The organism is Xanthobacter autotrophicus ATCC 700552 (genome assembly GCF_043194565.1).
GTDB classification, from domain to species: domain Bacteria; phylum Pseudomonadota; class Alphaproteobacteria; order Rhizobiales; family Xanthobacteraceae; genus Xanthobacter; species Xanthobacter autotrophicus_F.
This window is the reverse complement of record NZ_JBAFVS010000015.1, coordinates 17,057-39,544: the sequence shown is the minus strand read 5'-3', so window position 1 is coordinate 39,544 and position 22,488 is coordinate 17,057. Positions and strand designations below refer to the sequence as shown.

At 69.0% G+C, this 22,488-nt stretch carries 23 protein-coding genes; 11 read left to right on the top strand and 12 right to left on the bottom strand.

All coding sequences use genetic code 11. The features are described 5' to 3' along the window. The first annotated feature begins 174 nt into the window (after positions 1-174). The 4 genes from rpsT (at position 175) to recF (ending at position 5,880) form a co-directional block, all read left to right on the top strand. The gene (gene rpsT, locus V5F48_RS16210) at positions 175-441 is read left to right on the top strand and encodes a 30S ribosomal protein S20 (protein WP_394109972.1); all 267 of its coding nucleotides are present in this window, start codon (positions 175-177) and stop codon (positions 439-441) included. A 1,091-nt stretch (positions 442-1,532) separates the two neighbouring features. Beyond that, the gene (gene dnaA, locus V5F48_RS16205; RefSeq protein WP_394259538.1) at positions 1,533-3,068 is read left to right on the top strand and encodes a chromosomal replication initiator protein DnaA; all 1,536 of its coding nucleotides are present in this window, start codon (positions 1,533-1,535) and stop codon (positions 3,066-3,068) included. Between the two features lie 447 nt (positions 3,069-3,515). Beyond that, a complete protein-coding gene (dnaN, locus tag V5F48_RS16200) occupies positions 3,516-4,637 on the top strand; it encodes a DNA polymerase III subunit beta (RefSeq protein ID WP_394109970.1) in 1,122 nt (373 codons plus the stop codon). Between the two features lie 106 nt (positions 4,638-4,743). Beyond that, positions 4,744-5,880 carry a DNA replication/repair protein RecF gene (gene recF / locus V5F48_RS16195; RefSeq protein ID WP_394259537.1) on the top strand — a complete coding sequence of 379 codons (1,137 nt, stop codon included), beginning with the start codon at positions 4,744-4,746 and terminating at the stop codon, positions 5,878-5,880. 33 nt (positions 5,881-5,913) lie between these two features. Here recF and V5F48_RS16190 read toward each other — a convergent pair whose 3' ends face one another. Beyond that, positions 5,914-6,624 (bottom strand): GntR family transcriptional regulator, encoded by a 711-nt coding sequence (locus tag V5F48_RS16190; protein ID WP_394259536.1) that lies wholly within the window; start codon positions 6,622-6,624, stop codon positions 5,914-5,916. A gap of 151 nt (positions 6,625-6,775) precedes the next feature. Here V5F48_RS16190 and V5F48_RS16185 point away from each other — a divergent pair, with 151 nt between their 5' ends. After that, positions 6,776-7,318, top strand: a complete 543-nt coding sequence (locus tag V5F48_RS16185) for a GNAT family N-acetyltransferase (RefSeq protein WP_394259535.1) — start codon at positions 6,776-6,778, stop codon at positions 7,316-7,318. Here the strand turns inward: V5F48_RS16185 and argB are convergent. Continuing rightward, positions 7,308-8,201 carry an acetylglutamate kinase gene (gene argB / locus V5F48_RS16180; protein ID WP_394109966.1) on the bottom strand — a complete coding sequence of 298 codons (894 nt, stop codon included), beginning with the start codon at positions 8,199-8,201 and terminating at the stop codon, positions 7,308-7,310. The two genes, V5F48_RS16185 and argB, sit on opposite strands and share 11 nt — an antisense overlap. A 566-nt stretch (positions 8,202-8,767) precedes the next feature. On the opposite strand from argB, the gene V5F48_RS16175 reads away from it, so the two are divergent. Next, positions 8,768-10,294, top strand: a complete 1,527-nt coding sequence (locus tag V5F48_RS16175; RefSeq protein ID WP_394259534.1) for a hypothetical protein — start codon at positions 8,768-8,770, stop codon at positions 10,292-10,294. Positions 10,295-10,381: 87 nt separating this feature from the next. Continuing rightward, positions 10,382-11,515, top strand: a complete 1,134-nt coding sequence (locus tag V5F48_RS16170) for an alpha-D-ribose 1-methylphosphonate 5-triphosphate diphosphatase (protein ID WP_394259533.1) — start codon at positions 10,382-10,384, stop codon at positions 11,513-11,515. Between the two features lie 16 nt (positions 11,516-11,531). On the opposite strand, the gene V5F48_RS16165 is transcribed toward V5F48_RS16170, so the two are convergent. Continuing rightward, the gene (locus V5F48_RS16165) at positions 11,532-12,596 is read right to left on the bottom strand and encodes a DUF2125 domain-containing protein (RefSeq protein WP_394259532.1); all 1,065 of its coding nucleotides are present in this window, start codon (positions 12,594-12,596) and stop codon (positions 11,532-11,534) included. Between the two features lie 222 nt (positions 12,597-12,818). Between V5F48_RS16165 and V5F48_RS16160 the strand changes: the two genes are divergently transcribed. Next, complete coding sequence (locus V5F48_RS16160) at positions 12,819-13,511, top strand: gamma-glutamylcyclotransferase (protein ID WP_394259531.1); 693 nt, start codon at positions 12,819-12,821, stop codon at positions 13,509-13,511. An 87-nt stretch (positions 13,512-13,598) separates the two neighbouring features. Here V5F48_RS16160 and V5F48_RS16155 read toward each other — a convergent pair whose 3' ends face one another. From V5F48_RS16155 to ftsE, 5 genes are all read right to left on the bottom strand, one after another. Continuing rightward, positions 13,599-14,000, bottom strand: coding sequence for a hypothetical protein (locus tag V5F48_RS16155; RefSeq protein ID WP_394259530.1), 402 nt, complete (start codon positions 13,998-14,000; stop codon positions 13,599-13,601). A 33-nt stretch (positions 14,001-14,033) separates the two neighbouring features. Further along, positions 14,034-14,855 carry a lysophospholipid acyltransferase family protein gene (locus tag V5F48_RS16150; protein ID WP_394109960.1) on the bottom strand — a complete coding sequence of 274 codons (822 nt, stop codon included), beginning with the start codon at positions 14,853-14,855 and terminating at the stop codon, positions 14,034-14,036. 137 nt (positions 14,856-14,992) lie between these two features. Then, a complete protein-coding gene (locus tag V5F48_RS16145; RefSeq protein WP_394259529.1) occupies positions 14,993-15,766 on the bottom strand; it encodes a YdcF family protein in 774 nt (257 codons plus the stop codon). Between the two features lie 130 nt (positions 15,767-15,896). Then, entirely contained in the window at positions 15,897-16,913 is a 1,017-nt protein-coding gene (locus V5F48_RS16140) for a cell division protein FtsX (RefSeq protein WP_394109958.1), read from the bottom strand. After that, positions 16,900-17,559: a cell division ATP-binding protein FtsE gene (gene ftsE / locus V5F48_RS16135; protein ID WP_041574975.1), complete on the bottom strand. Its 660-nt coding sequence runs from the start codon at positions 17,557-17,559 to the stop codon at positions 16,900-16,902. The genes V5F48_RS16140 and ftsE overlap by 14 nt, the downstream gene beginning before the upstream one ends. 148 nt (positions 17,560-17,707) lie before the next feature. On the opposite strand from ftsE, the gene V5F48_RS16130 reads away from it, so the two are divergent. The 3 genes from V5F48_RS16130 to hpt all read left to right on the top strand — a co-directional run bounded on the left by V5F48_RS16130 (position 17,708) and on the right by hpt (position 18,904). Then, positions 17,708-17,968: a type II toxin-antitoxin system ParD family antitoxin gene (locus tag V5F48_RS16130; RefSeq protein ID WP_394259528.1), complete on the top strand. Its 261-nt coding sequence runs from the start codon at positions 17,708-17,710 to the stop codon at positions 17,966-17,968. Beyond that, complete coding sequence (locus tag V5F48_RS16125; protein ID WP_394259527.1) at positions 17,958-18,266, top strand: type II toxin-antitoxin system RelE/ParE family toxin; 309 nt, start codon at positions 17,958-17,960, stop codon at positions 18,264-18,266. The genes V5F48_RS16130 and V5F48_RS16125 overlap by 11 nt, the downstream gene beginning before the upstream one ends. 101 nt (positions 18,267-18,367) lie before the next feature. After that, positions 18,368-18,904, top strand: a complete 537-nt coding sequence (gene hpt, locus V5F48_RS16120; RefSeq protein ID WP_394259526.1) for a hypoxanthine phosphoribosyltransferase — start codon at positions 18,368-18,370, stop codon at positions 18,902-18,904. A 34-nt stretch (positions 18,905-18,938) separates the two neighbouring features. Here hpt and V5F48_RS16115 read toward each other — a convergent pair whose 3' ends face one another. From V5F48_RS16115 to V5F48_RS16100, 4 genes are all read right to left on the bottom strand, one after another. Further along, positions 18,939-19,574: a hypothetical protein gene (locus tag V5F48_RS16115; protein WP_394259525.1), complete on the bottom strand. Its 636-nt coding sequence runs from the start codon at positions 19,572-19,574 to the stop codon at positions 18,939-18,941. Then, positions 19,574-20,446 carry an ABC transporter permease gene (locus V5F48_RS16110; RefSeq protein ID WP_394259524.1) on the bottom strand — a complete coding sequence of 291 codons (873 nt, stop codon included), beginning with the start codon at positions 20,444-20,446 and terminating at the stop codon, positions 19,574-19,576. Before V5F48_RS16110 ends, V5F48_RS16115 begins: the two co-directional genes overlap by 1 nt. Further along, positions 20,443-21,255 carry an ABC transporter ATP-binding protein gene (locus tag V5F48_RS16105; RefSeq protein ID WP_394109953.1) on the bottom strand — a complete coding sequence of 271 codons (813 nt, stop codon included), beginning with the start codon at positions 21,253-21,255 and terminating at the stop codon, positions 20,443-20,445. The genes V5F48_RS16110 and V5F48_RS16105 overlap by 4 nt, the downstream gene beginning before the upstream one ends. Before the next feature lie 195 nt (positions 21,256-21,450). Beyond that, positions 21,451-22,461 (bottom strand): YVTN family beta-propeller repeat protein, encoded by a 1,011-nt coding sequence (locus V5F48_RS16100; RefSeq protein ID WP_394259523.1) that lies wholly within the window; start codon positions 22,459-22,461, stop codon positions 21,451-21,453. Between the last annotated feature and the right edge of the window lie 27 nt (positions 22,462-22,488).

Genomic DNA, 22,488 nt, shown 5'->3' with positions numbered 1-22,488 from the left:
GATGCCACCCTCCCGCTGCGGTGCGCGCACGGGAGAGTTGACGCGGGCGCGCTGCGACACTATAAGCCCGGCACTTCGCTGGCGGTCATGCCGCCGGCTTGTTCACCCATTCATGCGCGACGCGGAGGGGCCATAGGGGCCGCGAAGCCGGGCGCGAACCAGCAAGGATGGCCGATGGCCAATACGCCTTCCGCCAAGAAAGCGGTGCGCAAGATCGAGCGCCGCACCGAAGTGAACCGGTCTCGCCGCTCCCGCGTGCGCACCTTCCTGCGCAAGCTCGAGGATGCGCTCACGGCCGGCGATGCCACCGCCGCCACCCAGGCGTTCAAGGCAGCCGAGCCCGAGATCATGCGCGCCGTCACCAAGGGCGTGCTGCACAAGAACACGGCTTCCCGCAAGGTTTCGCGCCTTGCGGCCCGTGTGAAGCAGCTCGGCGCTTGAGTTAGATCAATCAAGGTTGCTGTCTTAATGTAAAGGCCCGGCACTGCCGGGCCTTTTTGCTTGGCGCAATCAGAAAGCGACCGGTAGCGGGCTCTTCACCTTGAGGCGGCGATAAGTCCGATTCTCTGCGACCGTCAAGTCCTGCGTTCCGACCGGTTGTGGAAGGGACTTGGAGCCACCTGCGGACCGATCAGAAAAACAACATCCGGGTGAAAGACTTAACGGCTAAAGGCCGGAAGAGGCCAAACCGGACCCATTTCAGGGGTAAGAAAACACCTCGTTGCGCGGCGATATTTCGCGTCCGGCTTCGGCCGCCGCCGCCCGGAATCTCACTGTCGCGACAGAGGTTTGCCGGCTGATATCGAGGGTGGGTGCGGGTTGGCGGGGCTCCGGCTTGTGCCCGCTATCCCATGGGGGAGGGGAAAGGCGTTGCACCCCCCAAAGGGGCTGTGTATGTTCAATCTCACTCCGGGAGCGACACTGGGGTTCACCGACAGAATGAAGTTTTCGCGGCTCTTCGTGCATGAGGAGGGGATGGCTGTGCCTGTATTCGTTCACCGCCCTCCCTTTGGTTGCTGTGCCGCGAATGCGTTTAGCCTTTGTCCTGTTGAGCCATGCTGAGAGCGATTGTCTGATCCCAGCTCTGAGCACGTTTTAGAACAAGCAAAAATCTGATTAATTCCAACGGCTGCCGATGACTTCGTCGGCGGAAATGGGGCGGCTATGACTTCTGGCACACAAGCGGCAGCGGATGCGGCGGCACATCAAGCTCACCTTCCGGCCTCTTTGCGTTGCGTTCCGATTGTCGGGAGTCCTGGCCTTGAACTCGTCTGTGCCTCGCCCCCTTCTTGCGGTAAGGATCGCGCATGAATTTGCGCTGATGCCGTGACGGCGTCCTCGGGACGCACCTGAAAACACCGCTCTCATTTTGCAAAAGTGCGCGCAGCCCGAAAGGGCGCGGACGGCTTTTGCGTCACCAACCAGGGAACCGCGTTCAACGCGGTCGGAGCTCCATGCTCAAACCTCATGCTCCGGACGCGCGTCGTGCCGGATCGACTACGTTTCAGCCAGTCCTTGCGGAGACCGCCGGAATGGAATGCGCGCCGACCGCGCCGACCCCCTGGGAGCGCGTCCGTCAGCGCCTGCGTGAAGAGATCGGCGAGGAAAAGTTCACCAGTTGGTTCGCCCGCATGGACCTCGACGCGCTGACCGCCGACGTGATTCAGCTCTCCGTGCCCACGCGCTTCCTCAAGTCGTGGATCCAGGAAAATTATCTGCCCCGCATCGCGGACATCTGGGCCGAGGAAAGCGGCGCCAAGCGGCGCGTGGATCTCGCCGTGCGCAATGCCTTTGCCCGTCCGGTGGCGCTGAAGGCGACCACGGTGCGCGAAGTGGTGACCGAGCGCACCGATGCGCGCTCCCCTGAGTCCCGTCCGCAGTCTACCCGGCCCGCCGATTCCCGATCCGCCGATGTCCGTGGCCCGGATGGACGCGGCCCGGATGGACGTGGTGCCGAGCAGCGCGGCTTCGAGTCCCGGGCCGCGTCGTCCGCCCTGTCCGACGCGGCGGCGGGGGACGTGGCCTCCGGCTCGCCGCTGGATGCGCGCCTCACCTTCGAGAGCTTCGTGGTGGGCAAGTCCAATTCCCTGGCCTTCGCCGCCGCCAAGCAGGTGGCCGACAGCGCCAGCGGTTCGGCCCCGGTGTTCAATCCGCTCTATCTCCATGCGGCGGTGGGCCTGGGCAAGACGCACCTGTTGCAGGCCATCGCCCGGGCCGGTGCGGTGGGCGGCCGGCGCACCACCTACCTCACCGCCGAGCGCTTCATGTACGGCTTCGTCGCCGCGCTGAAGACCCATTCGGCCATCGCCTTCAAGGATGCCCTGCGCACCATCGACACGCTGGTCATCGACGACCTGCAGTTCCTGAAGGGCAACAATCTGCAGCAGGAATTCTGCCATACCCTCAACGCCCTGCTCGACGGCGGGCGGCAGGTGGTGGTGGCGGCGGACTGCCTGCCCGGCGAGCTTGAACACCTCGACGAGCGGGTGCGCTCGCGCCTCGCCGGCGGGCTGGTGGTGGAACTGGCCGCGCTGGAGGAGGACCTGCGCCTCGAAATCCTGAAGACGCGCTACCAGACCCTGACCGAGCAGCACCCGGGCTTCGCCGTGCCGGCGCCGGTGCTGGAGTTCCTGGCCCGCAGCGTCGGCCAGAGCGGGCGCGACCTCGACGGCGCGTTGAACAAGCTGCTGGCCTTCAATCAGCTCACCGGCGAGCCGGTGACGCTGGAGATGGCGGAAAACGCGGTCAAGGACCTCATCCGCCCCACCGATCCCAAGCGGGTGCGGGTGGACGATATCCTGCGCGTGGTGGCCAAGCATTATAACGTGTCGCGCGCCGACCTGCTGTCCCAGCGCCGCACCGCCACCGTGGTGAAGCCGCGCCAGATCGCCATGTATCTGGCCAAGACCCTCACCTTGCGCTCGCTGCCGGAAATCGGCAGGCGATTCGGCGGTCGCGACCACACCACCGTGCTGCATGCGGTGCGCAAGATCGACGGCCTCGTCAACGCCGACCGGGCGCTGGCCGAGGAAATCGAGGTGCTGAAGCGCCTCGCCCTGGAAGCCTGAGCGGGTCGTCCTCGACCCATCGGGCCCGTGGCGCCCCACCTTGACCACCGAATCCGGCGCCTTGCGGCGCCGTTTTCCGTTCATAGCCCCGGCGGGCGCGGACGCACGGAAGCAGTTTTCAAGGCCGTTTCACCGGCGCAGCGTGCGGGCCGCAGTGGATCGCGGGGGTGCGCGCGGCGCCATACGGTAAAAATAAGCCAGCCGCCCTTGCCTTGGCGCGCCTTGGACGGCAATGTCTGCGGCCCGGCGCCCGTCCTCCCGGCGGGTGCCAGCGCGACGCTCCTTGCGTTCCGCGCAATCGCCACTTGGCGCACGATCCACCTTGCCCGTGACAGCGGGGAAGGGCGGAGCGGGCGTCGTCCCCGAACGACGAGGCGGACCCACCGGCGGGACGTTAGGCGCCCGTGGCAGGCCGGCTCCAGAGCGAAGAGTGAACGGGCCAGGACCATGAAGGTCACCGTCGAGCGCGCCGAGCTTCTCAAATCGCTCAGCCACGTCCACCGCGTCGTCGAGCGGCGCAACACCATTCCGATTCTCGCCAACGTGCTGATCAAGGCCGGCAAGGACGGGCTGGAGCTGAAAGCCACCGACCTCGACCTGGAGGTGGTGGAGAGCGTTCCCGCCGAAACCGGCCAGGCGGGGGCCACCACCGTGCCCGCCCATGTGCTCTACGACATCGTGCGCAAATTGCCCGAGGGCGCGCAGGTGCAGCTGGAGGCCGGCGGCGAGCGCGGCACCCTCACCGTCAAGGCGTCCCGCGCCCGGTTCTCGCTCCAGACCCTGCCCGAGGCCGATTTCCCGGACCTCGCGGCGGGTGAGTTTTCCCATACCTTCAAGGTGAAGGGCGCGGACTTCCGGCGCCTGGTGGACAAGACCCAGTTCGCCATCTCCACCGAGGAGACGCGCTATTACCTGAACGGCATCTATCTCCACGTCACCGAGGGCGCTGGCGGCAAGTCCATGCTGCGGGCGGTCGCCACCGACGGCCACCGCCTCGCCCAGGCCGAGCTGGAGGCGCCGGCGGGCGCGGCTGGCCTGCCCGGCGTCATCGTGCCGCGCAAGACCGTGGCCGAGATCCAGAAGCTGCTGGAGGACAAGGAGGCGGAGGCCACCATCTCGCTCTCCACCACCAAGATCAGGGTGCAGGTGGGGGCCATCGTGCTCACCTCCAAGCTCATCGACGGCACCTTCCCGGACTATGGGCGGGTGATTCCCCAGGGCAACGACAAGACCCTGATCGTGGACAAGGACGAATTCGCGGCCGCGGTGGATCGCGTCTCCACCGTGTCCAGCGAGCGCGGACGGGCGGTGAAGCTGTCGCTGGCCGAGGGCAAGATGACGCTCTCCGTCACCAATCCCGATTCGGGCAGCGCCACCGAGGAGCTGGAGGTGGACTACACCGCCGAGCCCCTCGATATCGGCTTCAATTCCCGCTACCTGCTGGACATCACCTCGCAGCTGGAAGGCGACACGGCCGAGCTGAAGCTGGCCGATCCCGGCTCGCCGACGCTGGTGCGCGATTCCACCCGGACGGATGCGCTCTACGTGCTCATGCCCATGCGGGTGTGAGGACGGCGGGTGTGAGGCGCCGGGTGTGAGACCGCCGGCCGACGCCAAGCTGTACTGCGCTCCTGCGGAACCGGCCGCATGCGACGGAAGACCGGCCGAAAGGTTCATGCCCCACGCCGCCATCCGCAAGCTCACCCTCACCGCCTTCCGGTCCTATCCGTCGGCGCAGATGAGGGTTCAGGACGGACCGGTGGTGCTCACCGGGCCGAACGGGGCGGGCAAGACCAATATTCTGGAGGCGCTGTCCTTCCTCTCCCCCGGCCGGGGGCTGCGGCGCGCCCAGCTCGGCGATGTGGGGCATCTGGCGCCGGGTGCCGCCGGCGAGGCGCCGTGGGCGGTCTCGGTTCTCGTGGACGGCGCCTTGGGCGAGGTCCGGCTCGGCACCGGCCATGATCCGGCGCAGGAAGGCGGGGTGCGGCGCTGCCGCATCGACGGCGAGCCGGTGCCGTCCGCGAATGCGTTCCTCGACCATCTGAAAGTACTCTGGCTCACGCCGGAGATGGACGGCCTCTTCCTCGGCCCCCCCGGCGACCGGCGGCGCTATCTCGACCGCCTGGTGCTGGCGGTGGATGGCGCCCACGGCACCCGGGTCAACGGCCTGGAGCGGGCGTTGCGCTCGCGCAACCGGCTGCTGGAGGAGAACGGCTCGGCGCGCTTCCTCGATGCGGTGGAGCATGAGGTGGCGGAACTGGCGGTGGCGGTGGCGGCGGCGCGGCTGGAAACGGTGGCGCGCCTTGCCGCCGAGATCGCCGCCCACCGCGACGACGCCTCCCTTTTCCCCTTCGCCGAACTGGCCCTGGACGGGGCGGTGGAGCGGCTGATCGCCCATTATCCGGCGCTGGAGGTGGAGGACCGCTACCGCGCCCTCTTGCGCGACAATCGCCCGCGCGACCGGGCGGCGGGCCGCACCCTGGAGGGGCCGCACCTCACCGACCTGTCGGTGAGCCATGGCGAGAAGCAATTGCCTGCCGCGCGCTGCTCCACCGGCGAGCAGAAATCCCTGCTCATCGGCCTCACCCTGTCCCATGCGCGGCTGGTGGCCTCCATGCAGGGCTTCTCGCCTATCCTGCTGCTGGACGACGTGGTGGCCTATCTCGACGCCGCGCGCCGCACCGGCCTGTTCGATGCGCTGGCCCGCCTGGGCGCGCAGGCGTGGATGACGGGCGCCGACCCCACCGCCTTCGCAACGCTGGACAGCGCCGAGCGTTTCGAGGTGGCACCGGGCAGTGTCGCGCGGGCCTGAGGGCGATACGGGGTCGCGTGAGGGACGCTCGGCTCACTCCGCGTCGAGCGAGGCGAGCTTGCGCTTGCCGGACGGGACCTTGGCCTGTTCGTCCAGCCAGTCGGCCATGACGAGGCCCCAGGCGATGTCCCGCTGGATGGCGCCCTGCGCCCGTTCGGGATCGCGCGCCTTGAGCGCCGCCAGCACGTCGGAATGGGGGTGGGCCTCGGCGGCGATCTGGCGCGCGGGCAGGGTGGCGTGGAACACGCTGAGCAGCGGCCCCATCAGCGTCCACATATTCTCCACGATGGTTTCGAGCAGCGGCAGATCCGCGATCTCGATCAGTGAGAAATGGAAGTCGCGGTTCTTCAGGCTCGCCTTCTTCGGATTCGCGGCGGCGGCCTCGATGAACTCGTTCTGGATCAGCTCCAGCCGGCGGATCTGCTTGTCGGTGATGCGCTGTGCCGCGCGGGCGGCGGCGGCGCCCTCCAGCTCCATGCGGATGAGCTGGATTTCCTTCAGCCGCGCACTGTCCAACAGCGGCACATGGATGGCGGTGGCGGCCTTCATCTCCAGCGCCTGCTCGCTCACGAGGCGGAAGATGGCCTCACGCACCGGAGTGATGGAGGTGCCGAGATCGGCCGCCAACGCGGAGATGCGCAGCCGCTCGCCGGGCTCGAACTGCCCGTCGATCAGCGCCCGGCGGATGCGGCCGTAGACGCGGGCCGAAAGATTTTCCGTCTCGATCTGCCGCAACTCGGCCATGGCATCCAACGCTTCCGAAAGGATCTCGTCCCATCATATATCATGGGGCCATGGCCGATGCGGCGCCGTGCGGCGCGCTCCCCGGAATTGCGTGCCGTTCGGTCTGCGGCAGGCCCTTTTCAGGGGGATGATCCCGCCGTAAAACGCCAGCATGACCCTCCGTCCCGCCACCTCCGACGACATTCCCGCCATCGCCGCCATCTATGACGACGCCGTGCGCACCGGCACCGCCTCGTTCGAGCTGACGGCGCCCGGCGTCGCCGAGATGACGCGCCGCCACGCGGCCCTGGTGGAGGCCGGCTTTCCCTATCTGGTCATGGAAGAGGGCGGGGTGGTGCTGGGCTATGCCTATGCCAGCGCCTTCCGCCCGCGGATCGCCTATCGCCACACGGTGGAAAATTCCATCTATGTGGCGCCGGCGGCGCAGGGGCGCGGGATCGGCCGCGCGCTGCTGGAAGCGCTGATCGCGGCATGCGCGGCGGCCGGCTTCCGCCAGATGGTGGCGGTGATCGGCGACAGCGCCAACGAAGGCTCCATCGGCCTGCACCGCGCCTGCGGCTTCGCCGACATCGGCATCCTGCCGGCCACCGGCCTGAAGTTCGGCCGGTGGATCGACACGGTGCTCATGCAGCGCCCCCTCGGGCGAGGCGCCGATGGCGTGCCCGAGGAGGCGGACCTCAGCTTCAGCGGGTAATCAGCGTGCCGGCGCCGTGGTCGGTGAGCAGCTCCAGCAGCACCGCGTGCGGCACTTTGCCGTCGAGGATGACGACGCCTTCGACGCCCTTCTCCAGGGCGTAGATGCAGGTTTCCACCTTGGGGATCATGCCGCCGGAAATGGTGCCGTCGGCAATCAGCTCCCGCACCTGCGCGATGGTGAGCCTGGGCAGCAGCTGCTTGTTCTTGTCCAGCACGCCGGGCACGTCGGTGAGCAGCAGGAAGCGCTTGGCTCCGAGCGCCCCGGCGATGGCGCCGGCGAAGGTGTCGGCGTTCACATTATAGGTGCCGCCGTCCACCGCCGCCGCCACCGGGGCGAGCACCGGGATCAGCTCGCGGCCGAGGATCTGGTCGAGCACGGTGGTGTCCACCGTGTCCGGCTCGCCCACGAAGCCGAGGTCCACGGGCGTCTCGCCGTCGACCATCACCCGGTTGGCCTTGCGGGCGCGGACCATGTTGCCGTCCTTGCCGCACAGGCCGATGGCCTTGCCGCCGGCCTCGTTGATGAAGCCCACGATCTGCTTGTTGATGGAGCCGGCGAGCACCATCTCCACGATCTCCACCGTGGCCTTGTCGGTGATGCGCAGGCCGGCCGCGAACTCGGACTTGATGCCGAGCTTGGCCAGCATGGCGCCGATCTGCGGGCCGCCGCCGTGCACCACCACCGGGTTCACGCCCGACTGCTCCAGGAGCACGATGTCCTGCGCGAAGGTGCGCGCGCCCTCCTCGCCGCTGATGGCGTGGCCGCCATACTTCACCACGACGATGGCGTCGTCGTAGCGCTGCATGTGGGGCAGCGCCTTGGCCAGAACCTCGGCCTGCAGCTGGGCTTCCGACACGGGTGTGGAAAGGGGCTCGTTCATGACGGGCTCGCTCATGATCCCTGGAGCCGGATCCGATCAGGTTGAACCCACATGATCGGTGAATCCGTCGCCAAATTTGAGAAAGAGAACGCGTGACCCGATCCGCTTGCCAAGCAGGCTGATCGGCGCGTGCCCTGGAGCCGGCTGCATGCCGGGGCGGCGCCGTTCTAGCCGTTTCCCCGACGCCGTGAAAGGGCATGGCCGGAGGGCGGCGAGGGGTCCACACTTTCGGCTTCATTCCGCTGCGACAGTCTTTCGCTGCTCGCGGAAAGGTGATCAGAAGCGGCCACCGGCCCACCACATTCGGCAGGTCAACAGCCCCCGTCGAACCGCAACTCTCCGATCCACGAGCGCGCGCGCCGATCAGCCTGCAGGGCGGGCTGACCGGACAAGGCGTTCCTGTCCCGGATGGAGAGGGCCGGCTTCAGGACGCTGCTGCCTCCCCCTCCAGCCAATTCGCCAGAGATCGCACGGCCCAGATGACCACCCCTTCGTCAGCTTTCCCAACGGCGCCTTCGTCTCCCGCGCACGGCCACGCCGCGCCGCCGGAGCGTCGGCCGCATGATTTGCGTGGCCGCTGGATCGCGCTGCTGTTCGTCGCCTGTTTCGCACTGGTGGCGGTGCCGATCCTGACGCATCCCCTGCCGCCCCTGTCGGACTATGTGAACCATCTCGCGCGCATGCATGTCATCGCCGAGCTGCCCCACAACCCCGACATCGCGCGCTTCTACTATCTCGAGTGGTCCATCCTGCCGAACATGATGATGGACCTGATCGTGCCGGTGATCGACCGCGTCACCGACATCTATACCGCCGGCGAGATCTACACGCTCCTGTGCTTCGTCCTCATCGCAGGCGGGACGCTGACGCTCAACCGGGCGTTGTTCGGCATGTGGTCGGCGCTGCCGCTGGTGGCTTTCCCGCTGCTTTACAACGCCATCTTCCTCATCGGCGTGATGAATTACTACTTCGGCATCGGGCTGGCGCTGTTTGCGCTCGCGGCCTGGGTGTTCCTGCGCGACAAGCCGTGGCCGTGGCGCTTCATCGTCTCCACCGCGTTCGTGGTGGCGCTGTTCTTCTGCCACCTGTTCGCGGCGGGGGTCTATGGCGTCGGTCTCCTGGCCTACGAGATCGACCGCCTGCGCCAGGGCCGCGGCCCGCTCGGCCCGCGGCTTGTCGCCTTCGTGGCCGCCGGCCTGCCCTTCCTGCCCATGGTCCCGCTCTTGATCGCCAGCCCCACCTGGGGCCTCAGCAGCGAGAACATCTGGGAGCCGCAGGGCAAGATCGACGGCCTCGAAATGGTCGTGAACGTCTATTTCGACTATGTGGCATTCCTGTTGACCGCCGTGGTGGTGGCCGCCGCCGTCTGGGCGGCCCGGCATCGCCTGCTCCAGGTCCATTCGCTGCTGCTGCCGCTGCTTCTGGTGGCCGGAGCGGTCTATCTCGCCATGCCGCGCGTGGTGTTCGCGAGCTATATGGCGGACCAGCGCCTGCCGGTGGCCATCGCCTTCATGGTGCTCGCCGCCCTGCGCGCGGACCTGCGCCATCGCCTGGCCCGGCGCGGCTTCGCCGTGGTGCTCATCCTGCTGCTGGCGGTGCGCGTCGGCGAAGTGCAGGTGGTGTGGAACCGCCTGTCCCAGTGGACGGTGGCGTTCCGCCAGTCGGTGGAGCAGATCAGGCCCGGCTCGCGCATTCTGGTGGCCTATGCCGATATCAACGGCGGCAACGACCCGCGCGATCTGGGGCTGGTCCACGCCGCCTGCCTCGCCATGATCGAGAAGTCGTCGCTGGTCACCACCGCCTTCGCGGTGAAGGGCAAGCAGATCCTGCGCGTGCATGAGCCCTACCGCAGCCACGTGGACACGGAGGACGGCTCCCCGCCCCAGATCGAGCAGCTGCTCGTGACCGAGGAAGAGTCGAGCACCGACGGCCCGCGCTACTGGGACCTGTGGCCGCAGCACTTCGACTATGTCTATGTGCTGTTCACCGAGCGCGGCGCGGCCAATCCGGACAGCGATCGGCTGAAGCTGGTGTTCGAGGGCGAGCGCTTCCAGCTCTACAAGGTCATCCCGCCCGGCCCTCCGCCGTCCTGAACCTCGGGGGCGTGCTGTCACCGCCGCGCCGTCAACGGGCCGTCACGGTTCGGTGCAAGGCATGCCGCTTTCCGCTACAGAGCCCCCATGGAAACCGTCTACACCAACGCCCGCCTGATCCTCGACGACGAGGTGATCGACGGCACCCTCACCATCCGCGACGGCGTCATCGTCGCTGTGGATGCGGGCCGCGCCCATGCGCCGAGCGCCATCGACTGCGCCGGCGACTTCATCGCCGCCGGCATCGTGGATCTGCACACGGACGCGCTGGAAGGCCATTTCGTGCCGCGGCCCAAGGTGTTCTGGCCGGATGCGCGGGCCGCTGCGCTGGCCCATGACGGGCAGACGGTGGCGAGCGGCATCACCACCGTGTTCGACGCCATCTGCGCCGGCGGCTTCGACCAGGCCAAGGCGGAGCGGCGGGACCTGTTCGAGCTGATGCTCGATGCGGTGGAGGACGGCGCCGGCCTGTTCCGGGCGCACCATCTCGTCCACCTGCGCTGCGAGATGACCGACCCCGACCTGCTGTCGCTGGTGGAGCCGGCGCTGGCGCGGTCCACCCTCGCCTTCGCCTCCCTCATGGACCACACGCCGGGTGCCCGGCAGTGGCGCAACGTGGACGTGCTGCGCGGCTTCCTCCTCGGCATCGGCAAGGAGGCGGGCGAGGCCGAGCGCGAGATCGCCGAGCGCACCGCGCGCGGCCGCTCCAACGTGGAGCACAATTTCGCGCCGCTGGCGCAGATGCTGGCGGCCACCGGCCTGGTGCGCGCCAGCCACGACGACACCACGGACGATCACGTGCGCCTCGCCCGGGAGGCCGGCTGCACGGTGAGCGAGTTCCCCACCACCCGCGAGGCCGCCGTCGCGGCCCGCGCGGCGGGGCTTGCCACCATCGGCGGCGCGCCCAATGTGGTGCGCGGCGGCTCCCATTCCGGCGGCATCGCCATGGGCGCTCTGGCGGGGGAGGGGCTGGTGGATGCCCTGGCCTCCGACTACGTGCCGGCGAGCCTGCTCCAGGCCGCGGTGCGGCTCCATCTCGCCGATGGCCTGCCGCTGCCGAACGCCATGGCCCTCGTCACCCGCAACCCGGCTCAGATGGCCGGGCTTGCCGATCGTGGCCGGCTCGCCGCGGGGCTGCGGGCCGACCTCCTGCGCTTCCGCATGGTGGACACGACGCCGGTGGTGCGGCAGGTGATGGTGGACGGCGAGCGGGTGTTCTGAACCGCTCCGGCGGGCCTCAGAACACGGGCGGGACGATGCCCACCGTGAAGCCGGCGAGCTTGAGCGCGCCCGCCTCGAAGCCCAGCGCGAAGGTGGTCCCCTTGCGCCCTTCCACCGGGCCCTGCTTGCCGACCATGGCGAGGGCGCTGACGATGGGCGATACCTCGCGCGGGATCACGCCGGCCCGGTCGAGCCCCTTCACCAGATCGTTGAGGCCGGCAAAGCCCAGGTCGAGCTTGCCGTTGAGCCGCCCCTGCGGATCGAGGGAAACGGCGCCGCTGGAGGCGACGGCGAGCTTGGGCGAGGTCACCGCGAAGCGCTCGAGCGTCGCCGTGCCGCCGGCCGCCGCCCAGGCCCTGAGGCGCTGGGCGACCGGCATGGGGCGCAGGTCCGCCGAGGCGGAGACGGTGCCCTGCAGCGTCATGTCCACCGGCCCGGTGACCCCCAGCGCATTGAGCAAAGCGCTCTCCCCGCCGAGCATGCCCGAGGCATAGTCCACCCCGTCGGGCTTGCCGTCGGCGCCGGGGGCGAGGCGGGCATGGAATTCGAACAGGCGGGCGGTGGCGAGGGGCGACGGTGGCGCCCCGGCCGCTCCCGGCTGCTCGATGCGCATGTCGTGAGCCTGCAGGGAGAAGCGCTGCGGCCGCCCGGAGAGGTCGCCGATGCCGCTCATCTGCAGCAGCGACCAGTTGGCCCCATAGGCGGTGCCGGTGTTGAGGTCCTCGACCCGCGCCGGGCCGGCGAACTCGGCGACGATGTGGCTCGGTGACCACACCTGCGCCACCGCATGCGCCGAGACGGCGGTGAAGCGCATGGCGTCGCCGCCGCGCGTCTCCAGCGTCGGGGACTGGCAGCGCAGCTCGAAGCGGAACGGAAAACCGGCGAGGGTCCGGTCGGCGCAGCCCCAGATGCGGCCGAGCTGGGCTTCCCGGCCGATCCAGGCATCAACCTCGCGCTGGGCGCGGTTCGCCGCATAGAACCACAGGCCGCTCCAGATCACCGCGAGCACCACGATGAGCGTGACCGGAACGATGACGAGCCACGGCTTGCGGCTGGGGGGAAGGGCGTCGGTGGCGGTCATGAACGTCCCTGGGAAGTGGCGGCCGTCGGAGCCGCCGTGCGGGCCACGCCGCGCGAACAGCCCGACGTGTGGGCAGTAGCGGTTGCCGCGCGCGAGCGGCGGCCGGTTTCGCCCAAGGGCAGACCAGGCGCATGCTTGCGGCGGCAGGTGCCGGCTGTTAGGCGACGGTCTGGCGTTTCTGTCAACGTCCGAGCGCTTCGTGCGGGGCACCGGCGGGCCTGGGTGACGGAACCTGTTGAACACACGGCTGGAGCGTCGGGCGCATCCATGGTGGACGGGCAGGGGGCGGGCAAGCAGGGGGCGGGCAAGGGCGGCGTACCGGCGGGCGGGTTGCCCCATCGGGGCGATGTCTGGGTGTTCGCCTACGGCTCGCTCATGTGGAACCCCGGCTTTGCCTTTGCCGAGCGGTGCGAGGCGCGGCTCACCGGCGCGCACCGCACATTGTGTGTCTATTCATTCCACCATCGCGGCACGCCGGAACAGCCGGGCCTGGTGCTTGGCCTGGATCTGGGGGGCTCCTGCCGGGGCATCGCCTATCGCGTCGCCGCGGCGGACTGGCCGCAGACCCACGCCTATCTCACCGAGCGGGAGCAGATTTCCGGCGTCTATCGGGAGGTGACGCGCCGCATCAGCCTGCTGGACGGGTCCGGTCGCGAGGCGCCGGCCGTGGCCTATCTGGTGAACCGCGCCCATCCCCAATATGCCCGCGGCCTGACGCTGCAGGACCAGCTTCACCTGGTGCGGCGCTCGCACGGCAAGTCGGGGCCGAACACGGATTATGTGGTCGCCACGGTGAAGGCGCTGGAGGGCCTGGGCATCCGCGATGCGGCGCTCGCCTTCATCGTCCACCATCTGGCGGGCGGCCATGGCGCGCCGGCGGACCTTCCGGCGGCGGACGAGGACACGCTGCCCTGAGGGGTGGATGTCCGCTTCAGGCTACCGATCCGACGTCGTTCTGGGCTTGACCAACGGCAAACGAGCGAGATCGCCTTTCCACCGCCCTCAGGCGGCGTGGCGGCGGTCGTTGCGGCAGCGGGGTAGGGCGACGGACCGGGAGGGCGCAACGGCAGTGCCGCGGTCCATGAGGCGGCGGAGCGTGGACGTCTCGTCCTCGCCGAAGACATGGATGTGGATTTCATCCCCGCGGGTGCGCAGCGCGGCGGTCCGCGCGGCCTCGCCGGCGGGGCCGGCCCACATGGCGATGGCGCCTGCCGGCGTGCGCCTTGTGACCACCGCCAGGGCGTCGGGATAATCGGGCGCGGCGTCGGCAGGGTACACGGAAAACACATGACGCACGCCGCTCTCGTCGCGCCAGAAGCGGTAGCGCGAGCCAAGGCCGTGCTTCAAACCGTTGAGGTTGCCGGCGTCCACGAGGGGGACGAGGAGCGAATCAGTTGCGTTCATGAGAACGAAACTAGAACGATATCGGGTCCGCGATCAAGAGTTTTCCACAGGCGGTGGAAAACGGGGATCAGGCTGTGGTTCCGGCGGCCGGCGAACGTCGGCGGGGGCTGCCGTACCCAGGTCCTTCAGCCCTTCCAGCAGGAGGCGATCGCTGGCCGTTTCGATGTCGTGTTCGAGGCGCGCCATGAAGGCGGCGCGGCTGAGGCCGGGGGGGATCGGCTCCAGCACCTCCACCAGGATGGTGCCCGGCCGCAGGAGGAAGGCCCGGCGCGGCCAGCAGAGCCCGGAATTGAGGGCGACGGGCAGGCACGGCACTTTCAGGGTGGAATAAAGGTAGGCGACGCCGAACTTGTAGTCCGGCGGCGCGCCGGGGGGGCGCCTTGTGCCCTCCGGGAAGATCAGGATCTGCCGGCCCTCGGCCATGTCCGCCTGCGCCCGGCGCGTCATGGTCTTGAGCGCGGCCGAGCCGCCCTTGCGGTCGATGGGGATCATGCGCAGCTTCGCGGCGATCCATCCGAAGACGGGAATGCGCATCAGTTCCTGCTTCAGGATGAAGGCGGGGTCGCGGAACAGCGGCAAAAGCGCGAACGTCTCCCACGCCGACTGGTGCTTGGCGGCGATCAGCAGCGGCCCTTCGGGGATGTGCTCCAGCCCGCGAAACTCCGCCCGGATGCCCGTCAGCACCCGCAGCAGCACGCGGTTGGTGGCGACCCACAACAACGCGCCGCACTTCCAGATCAGCCGGCGCGGCAAAATCGGGATCAGGGGCATCAGGACGATGAGATAGAGGGTCGTCATCCCGTAGAACGCGACCTGGAAGAGCAGCGAGCGGAAGGCCGTGAGGACGCCGGTCACGAGGGTCTCCAGTCGCTTGGGTCCGTTTCACCTGAGCCAGCAGCCCGTCGGGCGACATTTGTCGGGCGACGGATCTTGCAGGGCGCGGCCACCTGATCGGCGAATCCGCGTCCAAACTCAAGGGGAGAGCGACGCAATCAGGGCGAAAGCCGCGCCTCCGCAGGCCGCAGGGCGGCCCCGGCAGTGGGAATGGGCCTGGGGTCCTCCCCGAGGGCGGCCGGGGCAGACAGGACGGGAGGCGCGGGGCGCGGGACCGCGCCGGCGCCGGCCACCGCCTGGGCCGGACGGATCTTCACCGCGGCCATGATGAATTTGAGGTACTCTTTCACCAGAAGCTTCAGGGTTCCGGTGTCGCTCCACCAGCTTTCCGGCTGGGTGCGGGTGGTGACCACGGGGTAGGACACCAGCTCCACGTCCGGCAGCGCCCGGCCCAGTTCCATCATGGCGCGGGGCATGTGCCAGGAGGAGGTGACCACCACCAGCGAGCGGAACCGCTTCTCGCGCGCCCATTCCGCCGCCTCCAGCGCATTGCCACGGGTGTTGAGCGCCCGGTGGCCGAGATCGATGCAGCAACCCAACAGATGCTCGCCATCGGGCAGGGCGCGGCGCATTTCGTCGGTGGTGGTGGCGGGATTGACCCCGGTGATCAGGAGACGGCGGCCGCGTCCGTCCGCCAGCAGGCCCACCGCATCCACGATCCGCGACGGTCCACCGGTGAGCACCACGATGGCGTCGGCCGATTTCACCGCCGCCGGCTCACGGGCGGCGATGCGCGCGGTGAAGGCCAGGAATCCCGCCGCACCGGCCACGCCCGCTAGGCCCGTCAGCAGCACCAGGGCGACGACGAGCCGGCGCAGGAGGTTGCGCGGGCGGGCCGGGGTCTGCTCCCGCGGTTCCGTCTTTCCCGTCACGGATGCCTTCCGCCGCACCGTTCTGCGCTCGGTGTTGGACATGGTCATGAAACCGAGCATGCCCGTGGAATGCGGCGGAGGCGAGGAAGATCGCAACGGATCGGACGCTCCCGCTCCCGCCGGCCGGATTTCATGTGATCGTCCTCAATGTCCGGTAAACGGTGACGCGGGAGGTGAGGGCGGTTGCCAGTGCCACCACCGCCACCGCCACCGCGATGCCGAGGAAGCCCCACAGGCCGGGATTGAGCCAGCTCACCACGGTCGGCAGCTCCGGATCGCCGCCGATGCCGAGCCGTGGCAGGGCGGCGATGGCGCCGAACACCGCCGCCGCGCCGAGGCCGCCGATGAGCCCGCCCTGGGTGCCGATCTTCAGGAAATGGCGCTGGAACTGGGCGGCGATGAAGCCGTCCCGGGCGCCGACGAAATGCAGCACTTCCACCACCGCCCGGTTGGTGGCCACGGCCGCCCGGGTGGCGAACACCACCGAGAGCACGGTGGCGAGCCCCACCAGCACCAGCATCACCACGCCGATGAGCATCACCGCATCGGTCACCGCGACGAGGCGCCGCGACCAGCCGCGATGATCGTCGAGGGAGGCGGTGGGGATCTTGTCGGTCAGCGTGCGCTTCAGCCGGGAGAGGTCGGCGGTGCCGGCGCCGTCGAGGCGCAGCACCACCACCCGGGGCACCGGCAGGTCGTTGAGGTCGAGGCCGGAGCCCAGCCACGGCTCCAGCAGGCGGGCGGTCTCCTCGCCGGTGAGGATGTGGGCGTCGGCGATGCCGGGGGTCTTGCGCGCGATGTCGGCGGCGGCCTGCACCTGGGCGTCGGTGGTGGCCTTGTCGCCGGCGCGGATCTGGATGGTGACTTCCCGCGTCACGTCCGAGCGCCATTGGCTCGCCGTGCCGCGCACCGCGACCGCCGTGCCGATGGTGATGGCGGCGAGGAAGGTCATGATGGCCACCACCGCCACCAGCGCTCGCCCGGCAATGGTCGAGGAGGGCACGATGGAGGTCGGCGGGCGGGCCTTTTCCGGCCGCGGCTTGGTGGGGATTGCCTTCGCGGGGCTTGTCGGGGCGGCCCGCGCGGGATCGCCCGGCCCGGCGGCGGCCGGCGGCTTGCCGGCGGGGGGGACGTCATTCGTAGACATAGAGGCGCCCGTCGGCGATCACGAGGCGGCGGGCGTCGTACTGGTCCATGAGCGCGATGTCATGGGTGGCCAGCAGCACCGAGGTGCCGGATTTGTTGAGTTCGATGAACAGGCGCAGCAGCCGGCGGGCGAGGGTCGGGTCCACATTGCCGGTGGGCTCGTCGGCGAGCAGGAATTCCGGCCGGCCGATGAGGGCGCGGGCGATGGCGGCGCGCTGCTTCTCGCCCCCCGAGAGGATCGGCGGCAGCACATGCATGCGGTCGCCAAGGCCGACCCAGCCCAGAAGCTCGGTCACCTCGGCGCGGTAGCTCGCCTCCTCCTTGCCGAGCACCCGCAGGGGCAGCGAGACATTCTCATAGGTGGTGAGGTGGTCGAGCAGGCGGAAATCCTGGAACACGATGCCGATGCGCCGGCGCAGCACCGCCACCTCGTCCGGGTCGAGGGAGGAGACATCCCGACCGAACAAGGTGATGAGCCCGCGCGTGGGCTTCAGCGACAGGAACAGCAGGCGCATGAGGGTGGTCTTCCCGGCGCCGGAGGGGCCGGTGAGAAACTGGAACGAATTGGGCTGGATGCCGAAGGAGACGTCCTTCAGCACCTCTTGTCCCATCCCGTATCTCAGGCCGACATTCTCGAACCGGACCAACGCCCCTTCCTTCCCGCGAATCGCCTGCGACGTGTGCGCTCCCAACATAAACGAAGCGCGCCGTCCCGCCACCGGCGGGGTAGTCCGGTCCCAAGGCGGGTTGATGCGATATCATCAAATGATACTCTTCGCGGGAAGGAGAACCCGCATGCCGTCGAGCTACACGCTGGGCAGCCATCTGGAAGGACTGGTCCGGCGCTTGGTCGAAAGCGGCCGCTACGCCTCCGCCAGCGAAGTGGTGCGCGACGGGCTCCGCCTGCTGGAGCAGCGCGAAGCGCTCCATGCGGCCAAGCTGGAGGCGCTGAGGGCCGACATCACGGCGGGTCTCGCGGCGGGCCCGTCTGCCCCGCTCGACATGGACGAGATCAAGGCGGAGGCGCGCAAGCGGCGGGCGGCAAGTGGGGGGTGAGGTTACCCGCTCACCGCTGGCGGGGCTCGATCTGGTCGAGATCTGGACATTCATCGCCGCCGACAGCGAGCGCGCGGCCGACCGCATGCTCGACCGCATCGGCGAGGCGGCCGGAATTCTGGCGGTCAACCCTGCGGCCGGTCGCGCCCGGCCGGAGCTTGGCGACGGCATCCGCAGCTTTCCGGTCGGCGCCTATGTGATTTTCTATCGCATGGCTGTGGAGGGAATCGACATCGTTCGGGTTCTGGCCGGCTACCGCGACATCGGGCATGGCGATTTCGAGGGCGGCCCGACCTGAGGCATACGCCCGCGACGGCCTGCGCCGATGCGCCCGCCCATCGTCCGGGTGGACGCCCCGCCCCATAAGGCCCATGCTCGCGCATCTTGCGACGAGGAACCATGACCCTGCCCAACGTCACCGTTCTCTACGACGAGAACCGCATCGCCGCCCGCAACCATTCCCTCGCGGTGGAGATTGCCGCCACCCATCCGGAGCGCCTGCTGGCCGTCGCGGTGCTGAAGGGCTCCTTCATGTTCGCCGCCGACCTGCTGCGCGCGCTGCACGGCTCGGGCCTCGAGCCCGAGGTGGAATTCATGCACCTGTCCTCCTACCGCGAGGCCACCATCTCCTCCGGGCAGGTGGAGATCCTGCGGGACGTGCAGAGCGACGTGCGCGACCGCGACGTGCTGCTCATCGACGACATCCTCGAATCGGGCCGCACCCTGGCCTTCGCCAAGGACCTGCTGATGGCCCGCGGGGCGCGGCGGGTGCTGGTGTGCGTGCTGCTGGAGAAGCCCGGCAAGCGCGCCGTGAACATCGATCCGGATTTCGTCGGCTTCACCTGCCCGGACCTGTTCGTGGTGGGCTATGGCATGGACGTGGCCCATGCCTTCCGCCAGCTGCCCTTCATCGGGCACATCCAGGGGCTGGGTTAAGCCCGCGCGGCGCTTGAGCGGTGGGAGCCGCCCCTCACCCGCCCTTCATGCGCGCGGCGATGCGCTGGCCGATTTCGTAGGCCCGCTGCTCCAGCAGCACCGGCATCTCGCACACATAGGTGAGGGAACGCGCCCGCTCGTCGAAGATGCGGGCGTCCCAGGTCAGCTGCTCGTCCAGGGTCTTGGTCTCGGCGCTGTCGGCGGGGACGTTGGTCATGACAGCGGTGGCCTTGGCCTGGCTGAGCTTCTCGCCCTCCTCGCGGATGCGGTCGGCGAGGCGCTGCTGGCCGCGGGCATAGCGCTCGATGCCGTGCATGACGCGGCTGCGCTCGGTGTTGATGATCTCGTAGGCGCCGGCCATCACCCGCAGCAGCCTTGTGTTGGCCTCGGCCCCCGCCTCCCGCGCGAACAACTCCAGCACCACGTCCACCTCGTCCATGGGGGTGCGACGGGAGGCGATCCGCTGGGCGACGGCCGAGGCCTCCTGGTCGTCGGTCCACTTGCCGGCGGTGGCGGGGTCCGGCCCGTTCCACACCTGGGCCAGGTCGATCTCCGGCGCCTTGCGCTGGATGCAGGGCCAGTCGGGATCGGCTTTGGGCTGGGCCAGCGCCGGAAGGGACGCGGCCAGAAGGACGCCGGCGGCGACGAGGGCGAGCGAAACGGAACGCATCACGCGGCTTCTCCTTTGGGACCGCCACGCCGCCCCATGATGCCGCGTCCGGGATCGTAGGCGACGACGGCGAAGGCAAAGAAAACGATGGTGGTGCCCAGCACGACGGCGAAGGAGACCGGCTCGAACACGCCGTAGAGCGCGTTGCGCACCAGCTCCACCGCATGGGTGAAGGGATTCAGCAGGCAGACCAGGTAGAGCGTCTCGCTCGCATCTCGCACCCGCCACAGGGGGTAGAGGGCGGAGGAGGCGAAGAACATGGGGAAGATGACGAAGTTCATCACGCTGGCGAAATTCTCCAGCTGCCGGATCGCCGAGGAGATGACCAGCCCGATGGAGCCCAGCATCAGCCCGGTGAGAATGAAGGCCGGCAGCGCCGCCAGATAGCCCATGGGCGGCATCTCCACCTCCCACAGCCGGGCGATGGCAAGGAACACATAGACCTGCGCCAGCGACACCACCACGCCCGCCACCAGCTTCGACAGCAGCAGGTACCAGCGCGGGAACGGGCTGGTGAGCAGCACCCGCATGGAGCCCACCTCGCGGTCGTAGACCATGGAGAGGGAGGATTGCATGCCGTTGAACAGCTGGATCATCACCGCAAGGCCCGGCGTCACATAGACCTCGTACAGCACATAGGTCTCGTAGGGCGGGATGATGGACACGCCCAGCACGCTGCGGAAGCCGGCGGCGAAGATGAAGAGCCACACCAGCGGCCGCACCAAAGCGGAGAGGAAGCGCTCCTTCTGCTGCACGAAGCGCAGCAGTTCGCGGTTCACGATGCCGGCAAGGCACACCCCATAGCCGGCGAGGCCGAGCGGGCGGACGATGGGATGGACGACCTTGCGGGGCGGCAGCGCGGCGTCGGTCATGCTGCATCCTCCGCGCGGGCCGCTGTCATGGCGCGGAAGGCGGCTTCCAGCGCCGCGGTGGCCCCCTCGGGAGCCGGCGCCTCTTCCCTGAGCCGGGCGGGGGCGAGATGGCTGCCGGCCACCTCGCCCGCCGTGCCGTGGGCGATGATGCGGCCCTTGTCGAGCACGTAGATGTCGTCCTGCGGATGCACCTCGTCGAAGATGTGGGTGGCCCACAGCACCGCGAGGCCTTCCTCGTCCACCAGCTGGCGCACGATGTCCACGATGGCGGCGCGCGAGGCGAGGTCGAGGCCCACGGTGGCCTCGTCCAGCAGCAGCAGGCGCGGGCGATGGATGAGGGCGCGGGCGATCTCCACCCGCCGCGCCTGCCCGCCGGAGAGGGTGCGCACCTTCTCGTTGAGCCGGTCGGCGAGGCCCACCAGATGCAGCAGCGCCGAGATGCGCGCCTTCAGCGGCCGGCCGGCGAGGCCGTGCAGGGCGCCGTGGTAGGCAAGGTTCTGGTGGACGGTGAGGTCGAGGTCCAGGGTGCGGCTCTGGAACACCACCCCCAGCTCCGCCAGCGCTGCGGACGGGCTGGAGGCGAGGTCGCGGCCGAAGATGCGCACGGCGCCGTCGCGGGTGGTGTAGAGCCGCGTCGCCAGCGAGAACAGGGTGGTCTTGCCCGCGCCGTTGGGCCCGAGCAGCGCCACGAAGCGCCCGGCGGGCACGGTCAGGGACACGTCGTCCAGCGCCCGCCGCATCGCGCGCCCGGTGCCGAACGCGTAGCTGACCGCGCGGATATCGAGCGCCGGTGCGTCCTGATCGTTCATGTCGCCTCGTTTTTCGTTCCCCGGCCGAGGGGAGCGCAAAGCGGAAGGAGAGCCGGGGCCCAGCGCAAAAATCCGCCGCAGGCGCTTCGTCTGCTGCGCAGCAGTCCTGCGCTGGATCCCGACTCTCCTTCCACTACGCTTTCGCTCCGTTTCAGTCGGCCGGGATACGCGGAAGACTGCGTGGAAGACTGCCACCTATTGGGGCGAGACCACAACGCCCCACGGGGCACCGCCCACCTTGATGGACTTCACCACCTTCAGCTCCGGCACGTCGATGACGGAGACGTCGTTGGAATTGCCGTTGGTGGTGAACAGCAGCTTCTCGTCCGGGGTGAAGGCGAGCTGCCACACCCGCTGGCCCACGAGGAGATATTTCTCCACCTCGAAGGTCTCGGCATTCACCACCGCCACGCGGTTGGCGGGGCCGAGCGCCACGAAGGCGCGCTTGCCGTCCCTGGTGATGCGGATGCCCACCGGCTGGATCGATTCCTTCGACACGCCGGGGATCTTGAAGTCGATCTTCCTGATGATCTGGCGGGTCTGCGGATCGATCACCGAGACCGTGCCGCCGACTTCCGCGGACACCCACAGGCGCTTGCCGTCGGCGGAGAATTCGGCGAAGCGCGGGCGGGCGTCCACCAGCACGTTGCCGACGATCTTGTTGGTCCTGGTGTCGATGAAATGGGCCATGTTGGTGGTTTCGGAGGTGGCCACCAGCGTGCCGCCGTCCGGGCTCACCGCCATGCCTTCCGGCTCGGTGCCCACCGGCACCTGGGCGATGACCTTGTTGGCCTCCACGTCGAGGACGGTGACCTGGTTGTCGTCCTCGTTGGCGATGTAGAGCGGGTTGCCGGTGGGATGCAGCGCGAACAGCTCCGGATCGGGGCCGGACTTCAGCTTGCGCAGGATCTTCAGGCTGGCGGGATCGATCACCTGCACCGCGTGGTCGTCGCTGGCACAGAGATAGACCGCCTTGCCGTCCGGGCTCATGGTGATGCCGCGGGGGCGCCGGCCCACCTTCACCGTCTGCTTCACCTCCAGCGTGGTGGAATCGATGACGCTGATGGAATTGCCCTTCTCGTTGGACACATAGACCGTATAGGCCGACGCGGCATCGGCGGCGCACAGGGCGGCGGCACCGGCGAGAAGCGCGGCCAGAAGCGTGGGACGGCGCGGCGCGGGGCGTGTGGCGGACTGGCGGGTCATGGAAACGGGTCCTCCCGGACGGGGGCG